The organism is Neorhizobium sp. IRS_2294 (assembly GCF_050500145.1).
In the GTDB taxonomy this organism is placed as follows: Bacteria; Pseudomonadota; Alphaproteobacteria; order Rhizobiales; family Rhizobiaceae; genus Neorhizobium; species Neorhizobium soli.
This window is the reverse complement of record NZ_CP191439.1, coordinates 334,212-347,686: the sequence shown is the minus strand read 5'-3', so window position 1 is coordinate 347,686 and position 13,475 is coordinate 334,212. Positions and strand designations below refer to the sequence as shown.

The window sequence follows — 13,475 nt, the reverse complement described above, 5'->3', positions numbered from 1 at the left end:
AGTGTGTTTTGCTTGCGTGGCGATCCTCTAAATGCTGCGGCAAAGGATTGCAAGCGATTTTCGGTCAGCGGCTGTCATTTTCATGTCAAATAGTTCGCAAGCCCCTCAATTTGCGTGATTTTGCGATCAGGCGCGGGCGCGGTAGTCGTCCAGCGATACGGGACGGTCGGGAATTTCGATGCGGAACTGAGTACCCTCGGTCGGCTTTTCCACCAGCGCAATCGTGCCGCCATGGGCAAGGACAAGCTCGCGTGCGATCACCAAGCCAAGACCGGTGCCGCCGGACCGGGCCGAACCGCGGAAGGCCGAGAACAGGTTCTCGCGGGCCTTGCGGGGCATGCCGGGGCCGGTGTCGTCGATCATGATGCTGACGACGCTGCCGACCCTGTGGGCTGAGACCGTGATGCGGCGCGCAATCGACTTGTCGTCCGGCTCGAACGTCACCAGCGCCTGCAGCGCGTTGCGGCAGAGGTTGTGGATCACCCGGAAAATCTGTTCGCTGTCGCAATCGACCTCGAGATCGACGGCGATCTGATCGTGAAATTCGATGCCGGCATCAGGATCGATGGCCAGGATGTCGCGGACTTCCTGGAAAAGTTCGGCGAGAAGAATCCTACGTCGCTTCGGCGCGGCTTCCGAGGCCTGCCCGTAAGCCAGCACTTCGGTCGTGTAGCCGACTGCGCGGTCGATCGTGCGCAACAGTTTTGGTGCGAAGCTGCGCACCATCGGATCTTCAACATCGGTCAGGCGGTCCGACATCAGCTGCGCTGACGCAAGGATGTTGCGCATGTCGTGGTTGATCTTGGAGACGGCGAGACCGAGATCGGCCAGGTTGCGCTGTTGTTTCAGCGTCCGCTGCAGCTCAGTCTGCATGGCCGACAAATGCCGGCCGGCGACGGCGAGCTCGCCACGAGACCGGTCGGCAGTAAACACACGCGCAGGATCTTCCGGCTGCTCGGAAAATTTCTGCATGCTTTTCGTCAGGCGCCGGATCGGCAGGATCATCATGCGGTTGATGGCGAGGAAGATAAGAACTGCCGTGATGATCGAAATCAGGAGTGACAGGAGAAACATCATCTTCGCGTATTTGAGCATATCCTTGCGCAGAGCATCGTCGGTCATGACCAGTTCGATGATCATGTCACTTTCGCCGATCGGGCCGTAGATGCGCATGACGCGTCCGCCGCCCAAAAACAGCGTGTCCAGCGCGTCGCGCATCGTCACCAGAAGCGGCGTATCGGTCAGATCATACTGCTCGTCGATCTGCGGCGGCACATCGACTGCTGCCAGCAGGCGCGAGGTCCCGTCCTTGCGCAGCGCAATCACCTTGGTTCCTGTGGCAAGAAGCGTGTCGTCCTGCACGGCGCGGGGCAGTTCCGCCGGCTGAAGTCCGTCGATGACAATCCCGGCCGCAGCGGCAGTATCCAGCCGGTCACGCAGCCAGTTCATCCGCATGCCGGCAACAGACGGCATGAAGATCAGGATTTCGGCCAGCATCACGAAGACGATCGTCAGCCAGAGAAGACGACCGGAGAGCCCACGGAAAAGCTGCGGCATCTGCTCGGCAGACGCCCTGGAGGCTGTTCCGGTCTGCGCCGATTGCTCCTGCTTTGGAGTTTCGGCCGCATCATCCATGTGGCTCGTCATCGTTATCTCGCCTGTCCAGCCGTTCGGTGGTGGCTGCAATCATCTGCATATTCTAGCTTTCTGGCGCATTTTTTCCACCCCCCAACCGGAAGTCGGCCTTGGAGCGTTTCCTGGGCTAGATTGAAGCACGACAGAACCGACCAAAACAAAGGGCCCGGATGGACGATACCACCTGGGCCCCTGTTCGCTTGCACGGGTGGTTCGGCTCAGAACTCTTCCCAGTCCGCGCTTGCCGACGGCGCCGCTGCCGCAGCGGCGGATCCGCCGCCAAAGGCGCGGGCGATCGACTTGGTCATGGTCTTGACTGGGGACACGCGGGGCGCCGGTGTTCTTGCAGAGGCAGAACCGGAAGCGACCGCGACGGGTGCACGATGACCCGACGATTCGCCGTCGATCCGGAACTTGGATACGAGTGCGAAGAGATTGTCCGCTTCACCGGAAAGCCGCGAGGTCGCGGCGGATGTTTCTTCCACCATCGCGGCATTTTGCTGCGTCACCTGATCCATCTGGTTGATGGCGCTGTTGATCTCCGCCAAGCCGGTCGCCTGCTCGCGCGATGCAACCGCGATCGAGTTGATGTGATCGTTGATGCTGATGACGCGGGATTCGATGTCGGACAGGGCATGGCCGGTGTTCTGGACGAGACGCACGCCGGCCGCTACTTCGTCACCGGACTTGCCGATCAGCGCCTTGATATCCTTGGCCGCACTGGCCGACCGCTGCGCCAGTTCGCGCACTTCCTGTGCGACGACGGCAAATCCCTTGCCGGCTTCGCCCGCACGAGCTGCCTCGACACCGGCGTTGAGCGCCAGGAGGTTGGTCTGGAAGGCAATCTCGTCGATCACGTTGGTAATCTGGGCAATCTCGCGCGATGCCTGCTCGATACGGCCCATGGCGTCGACCGCGCTGCGCACCACCTCACCGGACTGCACGGCACTGGTCTTGGCTTCGCTCACCATCACGGTCGCCTCGGTGGCGCGCTCTGTCGAGGTCTTCACGACAGCTGTGATCTCGTCGAGTGCCGCCGAGGTTTCTTCGAGAGCCGCTGCCTGCTGCTCGGTGCGCTTGGAGAGATCGTTGACGGCGGAGCTGAGTTCGGATGCTCCGTCGTTCATCGCGCCGGTTCCGGCACGGATGTTGCGCATGGTGCCACGCAGCGTGTCCATCGTCGCATTGACGTTCTGCTGCAGTTCGGCAAAGGCGCCCTTGAAATGGCCGGCCATGCTGTCGTCGAACTTGCCTTCCGCCAAGCTGCCAATGACACGGCGCGTTTCCGCCACGCCTGCATCGACACTTGAGACAAGCTGATCGACATTACGTGCGAACCGGTCGAGGTTTTCATCGCCCCACTGCTTGTCGATGCGCCGCGAAAAATCACCTTCGACCGCTGCGCCGACGACGTTGGCCATGCGCGCCTGGAGATCGTCGTTCTTCGATCGCATCTCAGCTTCGGCACCGCTCATCCGCGCCACCTCGAGGCCGTTCTTCTTGAACACGCCGACAGCCTCGGCCATGTCTCCGATTTCGTCGGCACGGCCGGCAAAGGGCACAGCTGCGGCGTAGTCGCCGGTGGCCAAACGCTTCATCGAAGACGTGAGCTCGAGAATCGGCTGGCTTATCTGCTTGCGACCGAGCGAAATGCCGAATGCCAGACCACCCATCACACCCAGCAGGGTAGCGCCGAGCACGCTGTAGAAGATCATGTCGCCAAAGCCGTCGATTTCGGCGCTGAGCTTGTCCATCGCCGCCTGGTCGATCTTGACGATTGCGTCGATCTGCTCCTGGTAAGCCTTGCGGTTGGCGCGATTGGCGTCGTTATTGCCCTGAACGTTGGCGGCCTGTGGCCCTTCGGCCTGGCCCAGACGCGCAGTCTCAGAGCGGAAGGCCTTAAATTCCTGGAAGCGCGCGACGAGCTTGTCGAAGATTTCCTTCTCCTCCGCCGGGACGGTCGGCCCCCAAGCGGCGATGAGCTTCTCGATTTCGGCAAGCGATTTCATGATACCATCGCCGAACGGCTTGGCGCTTGCTGCGTCCTTGGCTGCATAGACGCCCCGCGCATCCATAACAACGGCCGTCACCATGCGGTTAAGATGCTCACCCTGGTACACGCGCTGCGCAACAGCAGCATAGTCTCTGGTCTGCTGATTGTATTTCTGGACTGCGAAGAGCGATATGCCACCGATGACACAGGTTACAACGCTCATCACACCAACGAGCATGTTGATCTTGGCTCTTATCTTCACAATGCATTCCCCCGAAGCGACAAATTAAAAAATGCGGAGGGCCCTAAACCCCTACATCTTGATGGTGCGAGAAATAGCACTGAGAGATTAACATTTGTTGATGATCAAAAGCTCAATTAGCGGGCGCCTGCCTAGTGTAGCGCTGCCTCGCAACTGACTGACGTCTCCCGAATCCACGAAAATACATGGGGTCTACTCCGGGAAAGCACGGTTTGCATCCGTCAGGTTTACAGGACATGGAAAGCCCGTGTGGACACAAGCGTTAACGCGACATCCAGAATCCAGCCCGTTTCATCAGACACTTGCCCGGAACCGAGCGCAATCGCGGTGCTGCGATTGACTTTTCGCGCCTCTTCCCCTTATAAGCCGCGCACGTTCACAAGGCTCACAGTCGCACTGCGGCCGGCGCCCGAACGTTTCCTAAACGCTCTTGCTTTTAACGAAGCAAACTTCAAGAAGGGCCGCACACCGCGGTATTAAAAAAATGAAGCGTACCTACCAGCCGTCCAAGCTTGTTCGCAAGCGTCGTCACGGCTTCCGCGCCCGTATGGCAACCAAGGGTGGCCAGAAGGTTCTTGCCGCTCGCCGCTCACGTGGCCGCGCTCGTCTCTCGGCTTAACGCCGGGATGCCCGGATAGCGGGCGATGACGACCGAACCTACGAACAAGAAGACTGCCGGGCGGCTGAAAAGCCGGCCGCAGTTCCTTGCCGTGCGAAAGGGTGAAACCCGACGCGGCCGGACTTTCCTTCTGGAAGTCCTTGATCGACATCAGCCGGACGAAGCGCCGCGGGTCGGATTTACTGTTACCAAGAAGCATGGCAACGCGGTTGAACGAAACCGCATGCGCCGCCGCCTGAAAGAGGCGGTTCGGCACTCAGCCGCATTTGCAATGAAGAACGGACACGACTATGTCATTGTCGCGCGGAGGGAGGTCCTCAAGACCCCGTTTGCAGACATGACGGCACAGCTCATCGAGCGCATCGAAAGCCTGCCGAAATCGAAGCGGTCCGAGGAGACCCTTTCCAGGAAAGCATGATGGAAAAAAACCGCAATTACTTCATCGCGATCGCACTTTCTGTGATGATCGTCCTTGCCTGGCAGTTCCTCTATATGAACCCGAGGATGGAAGCTCAGCAGCGCGCCGACGAAGCACGGCTTGCGCAGCAGCAGCAGACCACCGAGCAGGCCGGACAGAACTTCACCCCGGAAAGCCCGGGCGCTGCAACCTCGACCGGCAACCTTCCTGGCGCAAACCAGGCGCAGGCGACGGCTACCCGCGAAGAGGCGCTTGCAAAGTCTCCGCGCGTTGCGATCGAGACCGCGGCCGTTTCCGGCTCCATCAACCTGGTCGGCGCTCGCTTCGACGATCTGAAGCTTCGCGAATATCATGAGACGGTCGACGACAAGAGCCCGATCATCACGCTATTCTCCCCGGCCGATACCAGAGACGGCTATTTCACCGAGCTTGGCTACATCGGCAGCGACACCAGCGGCACCGTACCCGGTTCCGGCACGCGGTGGACGCTTGCTGGCGGCGACCGGCTGACGCGCGAAACGCCGGTGACGCTGTCGTTCACGAACGACAAGGGCATCGTCTTCAACCGCACCATCGCGATCGACGAACACTACATGATCACGGTCAACGACAAGATCGACAACCCGACCCAAGAGCCGGTTTCGATCTCCTCCTATGGCCGCGTGACCCGTTACAACAAGCCGGCAACGCCGTCCGTCTGGGTCATCCACGAAGGCTTCATCGGCGTTCTCGGTGCAGACGGCAGCCTCAGCGAACATACCTATCACAATATCGAGGAAGAGGCTGTCGCCAACACCAAGGCGACCGGCGGCTGGCTCGGCATTACCGACAAATACTGGGCCTCGACGATCGTGCCGCCACAGGCGATGCCGTTCGAATCCCGCTTCACGCATTTCACCGACGGCCAGCCGCGTTACCAGGCGGATTACAAGGGCGACGCGCTTTCGATCGCTCCCGGCCAGTCGACAGAGCTGAAGAGCCTCGTGTTTGCCGGCGCCAAGGAAGTTCCGCTGATCGACCAGTATGTCGAGCAGCTCAAGATCCCGCATTTCGATCTGGTGATCGACTGGGGCTGGTTCTACTTCATCACCAAGCCAATGTTCAAACTGATGGACTTCTTCTTCCGTCACGTGGGCAATTTCGGCGTGGCAATCCTTTTGACAACCGTCGTCGTCAAGCTGCTCTTCTTCCCGCTGGCGAGCAAGCAGTATGCCTCCATGGCCAACATGAAGCGCATGCAGCCGCGGATGGAAGAGCTGAAGGCCAAGCACGGTGATGACCGCATGGCCCTTCAGCAGGCGATGATGGCGCTCTACAAGGAAGAAAAGATCAACCCGATCGCCGGTTGCTGGCCGGTGGTGCTGCAGATCCCTGTCTTCTTTGCGCTCTACAAGGTGATCTATACCACCATCGAAATGCGCCATGCGCCGTTCTTCGGCTGGATCCAGGACCTTTCCGCGCCGGACCCGACATCGCTGTTCAACCTGTTCGGTCTTCTGCCTTACGACGTCCCGCATTTCTTGATGATCGGCGTCTGGCCTATCATCATGGGAATCACGATGTTCATCCAGATGCGCATGAACCCGACGCCGCCGGATCCGACACAGGCGATGATCTTTACCTGGATGCCGCTGGTCTTCACCTACATGCTGGCGTCCTTCCCGGCCGGTCTCGTGATCTACTGGGCATGGAACAACACGCTTTCGGTGTCGCAGCAGGCCCTGATCATGAAGCGCCACGGCGCCAAGATCGAGCTGTTCGACAACATGAAGGGGCTGTTCAAACGAAAGCCCGCGGCGTCCAAATAGCTATTCTTCAGAAACCCCGGTTCGCCGGGGTTTTTCTTTGGCCGATTGAGAGCCTAGCGAGCGGAAAGCGACATTGGCTGACGTGGGTGGATCAGTCCCGCCTTTGGGCCGGCGCTAGGTTGCCCGAGGCAAGTTCCGCAAGCAGAGTAGAACATGCTGACGCTGGAATTGCTCCAGCAACCGGAACAGTCCCATGCCCGCGCCCTTCCCGCCGCCCACCCCACCGGGTCCACCCTTGGCCGGCACGATCCCCGCGAGCCTTCCCGGCTCGGAATACCGTATCGGCGCCCTGCTCGTCTTCGGCTCTGCTTTTGCCTGGAGTTTCGGCGGTGCGATCGCCCGCTTTCTCGATATCCCCGACAGCTGGACGATCGTGTTCTGGCGCAGCCTGTTCGGCACCCTGTTCCTGCTCGCCTTCATGCTGCTGCGCGACGGGCCGCGCGGCACGGTGGCGCTGTTTCGTAGCATGGGCTGGCCGGGCCTTTCGGTCGGCCTCTGCTTCATGGTGGCGTCCACCTGCTTCATCATATCGATCCAGTATACGACCGTCGCCAATGTGGTGCTGCTCGGTGCAGGTGTGCCGCTGTTTGCGGCGCTGATGGTCTGGCTGTTTTACGGCGAGCGCATATCGGGCGTTACCTGGCTTGCGATCGGCACCGTGATCGTCGGTGTCGGCATCATGGTATCGTCCTCGTTTGCCGGAAAGGTCTCGCCGCTCGGAGACGGCCTGGCGCTGATCATTCCGCTGGTGTTTGCGCTGGCGACCGTCATCACTCGCCGTTACCCGCATGTGCGGATGACACCCGCCACCTGCTTCGGATGCTTTGCAGCCGGCATGATCGCGCTGACGATGTCTTCGAACCTCGCGGTCACCCCGGGCGAACTCGGTATTCTCTTCATCTTCGGTGCGCTCAATCTCGGGCTCGGCATGGCACTGTTCGTCACCGGTGCGCGGCTTATCCCCTCAGCGCTGGCTGCCCTGCTCGGCACTGGTGAAACCGTTCTCGGGCCCGTCTGGGTCGCCGTGATCCACGGCGAGATCCCGGCACCGCGCACGATCGCGGGCGGGGCGCTGATCCTTGCGGCGCTCCTCACCCATCTGACCTTCGAGTTTCGCCGGCAGAAGCGACAGAACCGGTCGAACGCTTGACATATGGGGCTAAAACCCGGAAGCGATGTCCTTGAAATGAAGACAGGACGACGAGACCATGGCCGCAGACCATAATTCCGAGGAAAAGACGCTGTTCGGCAGCGCGTGGATCTTTATCCGCGGCGTGCCCTCGATGGAGTTTCTGCCACCGGAAGGACCGCTTGAGATCGCGTTTGCCGGACGCTCGAATGTCGGCAAGTCCTCGCTGATCAATGCGCTCGTGGGCTACAAGGGGCTGGCGCGCACATCCAACACGCCGGGCCGCACACAGGAACTGAACTATTTCGTGCCCGACGGCTATTCCGGCCAGGCAGGCGACCTGCCGCCGATGGCGCTGGTTGACATGCCCGGCTACGGCTATGCGCAGGCGCCGAAAGAAAACGTCGATGCCTGGACGAAGCTCGTGTTCGATTACCTGCGGGGCCGCGCCACGCTGCAGCGCGTCTATGTGCTGATCGACAGCCGCCACGGCATCAAGAAGAACGACGAGGACGTGCTCGACCTGCTCGACAAGGCCGCCGTGTCCTATCAGATCGTGCTGACCAAGACGGACAAGATCAAGGATCCTGCGGTTCCGAAGCTGATTGCCGAGACGCTCGAAAAGATCCGCAAGCGGCCCGCTGCCTATCCGGAAGTGCTGTCGACATCGTCTGAAAAAGGCCGCGGCCTGGACGAGCTGCGCGCCGAGATCATGAAGACCATCGGCCGGTAAAATCTCCCGAAACGCAAAAATCCGGCCGCCTGTGACAGGCGACCGGATCTATATGCGAGGCTTCGACCTGCTTTGGTCAGCCGTTACATCTTTGGCAGCAGAACCTTGTCGATGACGTGAATGACGCCGTTCGACTGCTTGACGTCGGCGATCGTCACGGTTGCCACACCACCGGTTTCGTCGGTGAGCGTGATCTTGCCCATGCTTTCCTTGGCCTTCAGAACGCAGCCGCCGACGGTCTTGACGTCATGCGTGCCCTTGTCGTCCTTGATCATCTTTTCGATCGCCGTCGACATGGCGTTCGCGGCCACCACGTGGCAGGTAAGGATCTTGGTCAGCTGTGCCTTGTTTTCCGGCTTCAACAGGGTTTCGACGGTGCCCTTCGGCAGCGCGGCGAAGGCTTCGTTGGTGGGCGCGAACACGGTGAACGGACCTTTGCCCTGCAGGGTCTCGACGAGGCCCGCTGCCTTCACGGCGGCGACCAGCGTCGTGTGATCCTTGGAGTTCATGGCATTCTCGACGATGTTCTTGTCTTCATACATGGCAGCGCCACCGACCTTCGGGTTTGCGGCGTAGGCGCCGGCAACGGAGGCGGACAGGATTGCGGCGCATGCGGCAAGGCGGATTGCGGATTTAAACATTGTTCTCTTCCTCTCTACAGCCTGAACGACCCCGGCGCTGAAGGCGCCTCCCAGGTCCGGCTTTCCCTCTGTGGGGACATGGCTAGAGACGAGAGGAAAGCTGGAAGAGTTTCAAAGGCTAGCGACGCGAAGACAGAAATCCGCTATGCCTTTGATTTAGCATTCCTTAATTAGAGATCCCGGATTTTTCCGACGGCGAGAACCGGCCCGGTCCGGTGACCGGTCGGCGAGCCGCCCAATGGTTCAAGGCTGACGGCGAAGGACGCGCCGTTCTCGACACGCTTGCGATGCCCGGCCGGCACTTCGATCGTGTCGCTGCCGCTTTCCGGCAGGATACCGAGCGAGATTGCTTCTTCACCGCTGCCGGGGACAAGCCACAGTTCGAGCGAGCGGCGTTCCGCCGTCGTTGCGGCAACGGGCGTCAGCTGCAAGCGACCGCTGGCACCGTCATACCGCGCCCTCAGGCCGAACGCATTGCCCTCGCCGCTCATCTCGGCGACCAGTTGCTTGCCCGGCGCAGAGACACCCACAGGTCCGCCGATCCAGCCCGTTGACAAGGACGCGTATGTCACCAAAAGGGCAATCGAGGCGAATGACACGCCGCGCCATAAAAGCAGCGAGTTCCACCATCCACCGCGTGCCAGCTCGTTTCCGAAACCGTTCTGGGCGAAGACGCGCTTTTCGATCCTGGCGTAAACGCCTTTCGGCGGACGTTCCTCGCCGTATTCCGCATCGAGGTCGGAAGACAGGTTTTCCTGCCAGCGCATCACCATGGCCGCAAAGGCCGCATCACGGACGATGCGATCCTCGACGCGGCGGCGCTGGTCAAGCGGCAGGACCCCGAGCACATATTCGCCAGCCAGAAGCTGGTCGCGGGAGCGATCGTTTTCGCTTTGGTCTGGTGTCGTCATCGGTCCAGGCACTCCCTCAGCTTGAGAAGGCTGCGCCTCAGCCAGGTTCGCATCGTATTCAGCGGCACGCCATGGCGTTCCGCCAGTTCCTGATAGGTCAGGCCTTCGACATAGGCGCTTTTGACTGCACCTGCGCGGTCAGGATCGAGCTCCTGCATGCAGCTGTCAATGCGCCTTCCTTCACCGCGCATCACCGATGCCTCCTCCGGATCAGGACCGAGGTCGGCGATATCCGTCCTGTCTTCCAGAGCGTCCGTCACGGGCCGGCGGGCGCGAAGGCGGTCGATCGAATGGTTTCGGGCGATGGCGACGAGCCAACCGGCTGCGCTTGTTCCCGAAGGGGCAAACCGATCGGCTCTCTGCCATATCCGCACGAAAATCTCCTGCAGGGCATCTTCTGATTCGGCCCTATCCTTCAGGATACGCAGGCAGACTGCGAATAGTTTCGGCGAAACGCCGGAATAAAGCTTTGTGAATGCCGTCCGGTCGCGCAAACCTACGCGGCCGATCAATTCGGCAATCTCGCGATCACTCACCAAAACCAAAGCCTCCCCGTGCGGCACAAGACGCAATGCATCGCTGCCACATACATGCCTCACCGTAATTTTGCTCATGAATTATTTGATCTGTCAAAAACATGCGTTAAAAGGCCCCACACATTTCCCCAGAGGTATTTCCATGACGGCTTCGGAAAGCGAACTTCAGGCACAACTTCTGGCACAGGCGCTGCCCTATATGCAGCGCTACGAGAACAAGACGATCGTCGTCAAATACGGCGGCCATGCAATGGGCGATATGGCTCTGGGCAAGGCTTTCGCGGCCGATATCGCGCTTCTCAAGCAGTCCGGCGTCAACCCGATCGTCGTTCATGGCGGCGGCCCGCAGATCGGCGCGATGCTGACCAAGATGGGCATCGAATCGAAATTTGAGGGCGGGCTTCGCGTCACCGACGCAAAGACGGTCGAGATCGTCGAGATGGTCCTGGCCGGATCGATCAACAAGGAAATCGTCGCGCTGATCAATCAGACCGGCGAGTGGGCGATCGGTCTCTGCGGCAAGGACGGCAACATGGTGTTTGCCGAAAAGGCCAAAAAGACCATCATCGACCCCGACAGCCGCATCGAGCGCGTGCTCGACCTCGGCTTCGTCGGTGAGGTTGTCGAAGTCGACCGGACGCTGCTCGACCTGCTGGCGAAGTCCGAGATGATCCCCGTCATCGCCCCCGTGGCCCCCGGCCGCGACGGCGCCACCTACAACATCAATGCCGACACGTTTGCGGGCGCCATTGCCGGCGCGCTGCATGCCACCCGCCTCTTGTTCCTCACCGACGTTCCAGGCGTGCTCGACCGCGACAAGAACCTGATTAAGGAACTGACCGTCGCGCAGGCACAGGCGCTGATCAAGGATGGCACGATTTCCGGCGGCATGATCCCCAAGGTCGAAACCTGCATCGAGGCGATCCGCGCAGGCGTTCAGGGCGTCGTCATCCTGAACGGCAAGACCGCGCATTCGGTGCTGCTCGAGATCTTTACCGAACACGGTGCGGGCACGCTGATCGTTCCCTGATCAGCAGCAAGAACTCGGCCTTCAGGACATCAGAAGGCCGAGAATGCCGCAGACGATCAGCAGGCAGCCCGACAGTTCCATGCGGTTCAACCGCTCGTGGAACAGGAAATAGGACGAGGCGAAGGTGAAGATCAGCTCGATCTGGCCGAGCGCCTTCACATAGGCCACCTGCTGCAGCGTCATGGCCGTGAACCAGCAGGCGGAGCCGACAACGCCAGCGAGCCCCACAAGCGCCGAGGAGCGCCAGGTGCGCGCGACCTGGACGATCTCTCGCTTGTCCTTCCACAGCATCCAGATCAGCATGAAAACGGTCTGGAATATCGTGACGCAGGTCAGCGTGACGGCGGCCTGCATGATCGAATTGGGTCCGTTGAGCGACAGCGACGCGGATCGGAAGGAAATCGAGGCGATGGCGAAGAGGCCGCCCGAGGCCATGCCGATCAGCGCGATCCTGCCGACCATGGCGGTGCCGAGATTGCGCCACGAGAGCGGTAGATTGGCCATCGAGATCAGCATCACCCCGATCACCCCGACGATGATCGCCACTATGCCGCCGGTGGTCAGTTTGTCGCCCAGAATAATAAAGCCAAAGATCGCCGCCTGCACCGGCTCGGTCTTCGAATAGGCGGTGCCGACCGCGAAATTCCTTAGCGAAAACAGGTAGACCAGAAGCATGGTCGCGAAAATCTGCGCAAGCCCGCCGAGAACGACCCAGAAGACGAACTCAAGATCCGGGCTGGGCAATGCATAGCCCACACCGAAATGCAGAACGAGCACGTAGATGACGGCGAGCGGAAATCCGTAGCCGAAGCGCACGAAGCTTGCGCCGCGGGTGCCGAGCGAGCCTTGCAGATGCTTCTGAAGCGCTGACCGCAAATTCTGACAAAAGGCGGCAGCGATGGTTATGGGGATCCAAAGTTCCATCCCAAGGCGGTATCACGCAGGGTCACGACCGGCCAAGGTCGGTGCGGCGTGTAAATGTTCGTAGAGGCGGATTTTCTTCCCGTTCAAACGCTGGCATAACACGGCGATGGACAAGACGCCGAAGACTGCCCCCGACGCCGCCGATTTCGCAAATATCCGTGACTGGGTTTTCGATCTCGACAACACGCTCTACCCGCATCACGTCAATCTGTTTTCGCAGATCGACAAGAACATGACGGCCTATGTGCAGGAATTGCTGCAGCTGGAGCATGACGAGGCCAAGCGACTGCAGAAGCAGTATTACCACGAGCATGGCACGACGCTGCAGGGCCTGATGCTGAACCACGGTATCGATCCGGACGGGTTTCTCGAACAGGCGCATGCGATCGACTACTCGGCGCTGTTGCCGCATCCGGAACTGGGCGCGGCAATCCGGGCGCTTCCCGGCCGCAAGTTCATCTTTACCAATGGCAGCGTGCCGCATGCGCAGGCGGCTGCCCGCGCTCTCGGCATTCTCGACGATTTCGACGACATCTTCGATATCGTCGCCGCCGGTTACCTGCCCAAGCCCGCCGGCGAGACCTACGATAAGTTTGCGGCCCTCCACACGGTCGATACGAAGAATGCCGTGATGTTCGAGGACTTGCCCCGCAACCTCGTCGCGCCGAAAGCGCTCGGCATGCGCACGGTGCTGCTGGTGCCGCGCAACCTCGATACTGTCGTCATTGAGCGCTGGGAAAAGTTTTCCGACGAGGACGATCACATCGATTACGTCACCGACGATCTCACCGCATTCCTGTCAGGCCTCAAATTCGCGTAGGCCGCGCCTTACCAAA

The 13,475-nt window shown here is 60.5% G+C and carries 13 protein-coding genes; 7 read left to right on the top strand and 6 right to left on the bottom strand.

The window, feature by feature from the left end; all coding sequences use genetic code 11:
• Window positions 1-126: 126 nt before the first annotated feature.
• Together ACQY1K_RS01775 and ACQY1K_RS01770 are read right to left on the bottom strand one after the other, a co-directional pair.
• Window positions 127-1,635 carry a sensor histidine kinase gene (locus ACQY1K_RS01775; protein WP_113109678.1) on the bottom strand — a complete coding sequence of 503 codons (1,509 nt, stop codon included), beginning with the start codon at window positions 1,633-1,635 and terminating at the stop codon, window positions 127-129.
• Window positions 1,636-1,853: 218 nt separating this feature from the next.
• Window positions 1,854-3,890 (bottom strand): methyl-accepting chemotaxis protein, encoded by a 2,037-nt coding sequence (locus ACQY1K_RS01770; RefSeq protein ID WP_192087588.1) that lies wholly within the window; start codon window positions 3,888-3,890, stop codon window positions 1,854-1,856.
• 484 nt (window positions 3,891-4,374) lie between these two features.
• Between ACQY1K_RS01770 and rpmH the strand changes: the two genes are divergently transcribed.
• The 5 genes from rpmH to yihA all read left to right on the top strand — a co-directional run bounded on the left by rpmH (window position 4,375) and on the right by yihA (window position 8,597).
• Entirely contained in the window at window positions 4,375-4,509 is a 135-nt protein-coding gene (gene rpmH / locus ACQY1K_RS01765) for a 50S ribosomal protein L34 (protein WP_062578914.1), read from the top strand.
• 25 nt (window positions 4,510-4,534) lie between these two features.
• The gene (gene rnpA / locus ACQY1K_RS01760) at window positions 4,535-4,927 is read left to right on the top strand and encodes a ribonuclease P protein component (RefSeq protein WP_062453971.1); all 393 of its coding nucleotides are present in this window, start codon (window positions 4,535-4,537) and stop codon (window positions 4,925-4,927) included.
• Window positions 4,927-6,735 carry a membrane protein insertase YidC gene (yidC, locus tag ACQY1K_RS01755; RefSeq protein WP_062453972.1) on the top strand — a complete coding sequence of 603 codons (1,809 nt, stop codon included), beginning with the start codon at window positions 4,927-4,929 and terminating at the stop codon, window positions 6,733-6,735. Before rnpA ends, yidC begins: the two co-directional genes overlap by 1 nt.
• Before the next feature lie 193 nt (window positions 6,736-6,928).
• Window positions 6,929-7,885, top strand: coding sequence for a DMT family transporter (locus tag ACQY1K_RS01750; RefSeq protein WP_430258156.1), 957 nt, complete (start codon window positions 6,929-6,931; stop codon window positions 7,883-7,885).
• Between the two features lie 58 nt (window positions 7,886-7,943).
• A complete protein-coding gene (gene yihA, locus ACQY1K_RS01745) occupies window positions 7,944-8,597 on the top strand; it encodes a ribosome biogenesis GTP-binding protein YihA/YsxC (RefSeq protein WP_430258154.1) in 654 nt (217 codons plus the stop codon).
• 83 nt (window positions 8,598-8,680) lie between these two features.
• Here yihA and ACQY1K_RS01740 read toward each other — a convergent pair whose 3' ends face one another.
• From ACQY1K_RS01740 to ACQY1K_RS01730, 3 genes are all read right to left on the bottom strand, one after another.
• On the bottom strand, window positions 8,681-9,238 hold the full coding sequence (locus ACQY1K_RS01740) for a fasciclin domain-containing protein (protein WP_062453974.1): 558 nt from the start codon (window positions 9,236-9,238) through the stop codon (window positions 8,681-8,683).
• A gap of 170 nt (window positions 9,239-9,408) precedes the next feature.
• Window positions 9,409-10,149 (bottom strand): anti-sigma factor, encoded by a 741-nt coding sequence (locus ACQY1K_RS01735; protein ID WP_430258153.1) that lies wholly within the window; start codon window positions 10,147-10,149, stop codon window positions 9,409-9,411.
• On the bottom strand, window positions 10,146-10,685 hold the full coding sequence (locus tag ACQY1K_RS01730; RefSeq protein WP_062454914.1) for a sigma-70 family RNA polymerase sigma factor: 540 nt from the start codon (window positions 10,683-10,685) through the stop codon (window positions 10,146-10,148). Before ACQY1K_RS01730 ends, ACQY1K_RS01735 begins: the two co-directional genes overlap by 4 nt.
• Before the next feature lie 142 nt (window positions 10,686-10,827).
• Here ACQY1K_RS01730 and argB point away from each other — a divergent pair, with 142 nt between their 5' ends.
• Window positions 10,828-11,715, top strand: coding sequence for an acetylglutamate kinase (argB, locus tag ACQY1K_RS01725; protein WP_062453976.1), 888 nt, complete (start codon window positions 10,828-10,830; stop codon window positions 11,713-11,715).
• Between the two features lie 21 nt (window positions 11,716-11,736).
• On the opposite strand, the gene ACQY1K_RS01720 is transcribed toward argB, so the two are convergent.
• The gene (locus tag ACQY1K_RS01720) at window positions 11,737-12,639 is read right to left on the bottom strand and encodes a DMT family transporter (protein ID WP_430250551.1); all 903 of its coding nucleotides are present in this window, start codon (window positions 12,637-12,639) and stop codon (window positions 11,737-11,739) included.
• A 106-nt stretch (window positions 12,640-12,745) separates the two neighbouring features.
• Here ACQY1K_RS01720 and ACQY1K_RS01715 point away from each other — a divergent pair, with 106 nt between their 5' ends.
• Entirely contained in the window at window positions 12,746-13,459 is a 714-nt protein-coding gene (locus ACQY1K_RS01715; RefSeq protein WP_184654148.1) for a pyrimidine 5'-nucleotidase, read from the top strand.
• Window positions 13,460-13,475 lie beyond the last annotated feature (16 nt).

Coding starts and splice junctions, on each gene's coding strand:
- argB (WP_062453976.1), top strand. CDS start 10,828: ATGACGGCTTCGGAAAGCGAACTTCAGGCACAACTTCTGGCACAGGCG.
- ACQY1K_RS01715 (WP_184654148.1), top strand. CDS start 12,746: ATGGACAAGACGCCGAAGACTGCCCCCGACGCCGCCGATTTCGCAAAT.
- ACQY1K_RS01775 (WP_113109678.1), bottom strand. CDS start 1,635: ATGGATGATGCGGCCGAAACTCCAAAGCAGGAGCAATCGGCGCAGACC.
- ACQY1K_RS01720 (WP_430250551.1), bottom strand. CDS start 12,639: ATGGAACTTTGGATCCCCATAACCATCGCTGCCGCCTTTTGTCAGAAT.
- yidC (WP_062453972.1), top strand. CDS start 4,927: ATGGAAAAAAACCGCAATTACTTCATCGCGATCGCACTTTCTGTGATG.
- yihA (WP_430258154.1), top strand. CDS start 7,944: ATGGCCGCAGACCATAATTCCGAGGAAAAGACGCTGTTCGGCAGCGCG.
- ACQY1K_RS01750 (WP_430258156.1), top strand. CDS start 6,929: ATGCCCGCGCCCTTCCCGCCGCCCACCCCACCGGGTCCACCCTTGGCC.
- rpmH (WP_062578914.1), top strand. CDS start 4,375: ATGAAGCGTACCTACCAGCCGTCCAAGCTTGTTCGCAAGCGTCGTCAC.
- ACQY1K_RS01735 (WP_430258153.1), bottom strand. CDS start 10,149: ATGACGACACCAGACCAAAGCGAAAACGATCGCTCCCGCGACCAGCTT.
- rnpA (WP_062453971.1), top strand. CDS start 4,535: ATGACGACCGAACCTACGAACAAGAAGACTGCCGGGCGGCTGAAAAGC.
- ACQY1K_RS01740 (WP_062453974.1), bottom strand. CDS start 9,238: ATGTTTAAATCCGCAATCCGCCTTGCCGCATGCGCCGCAATCCTGTCC.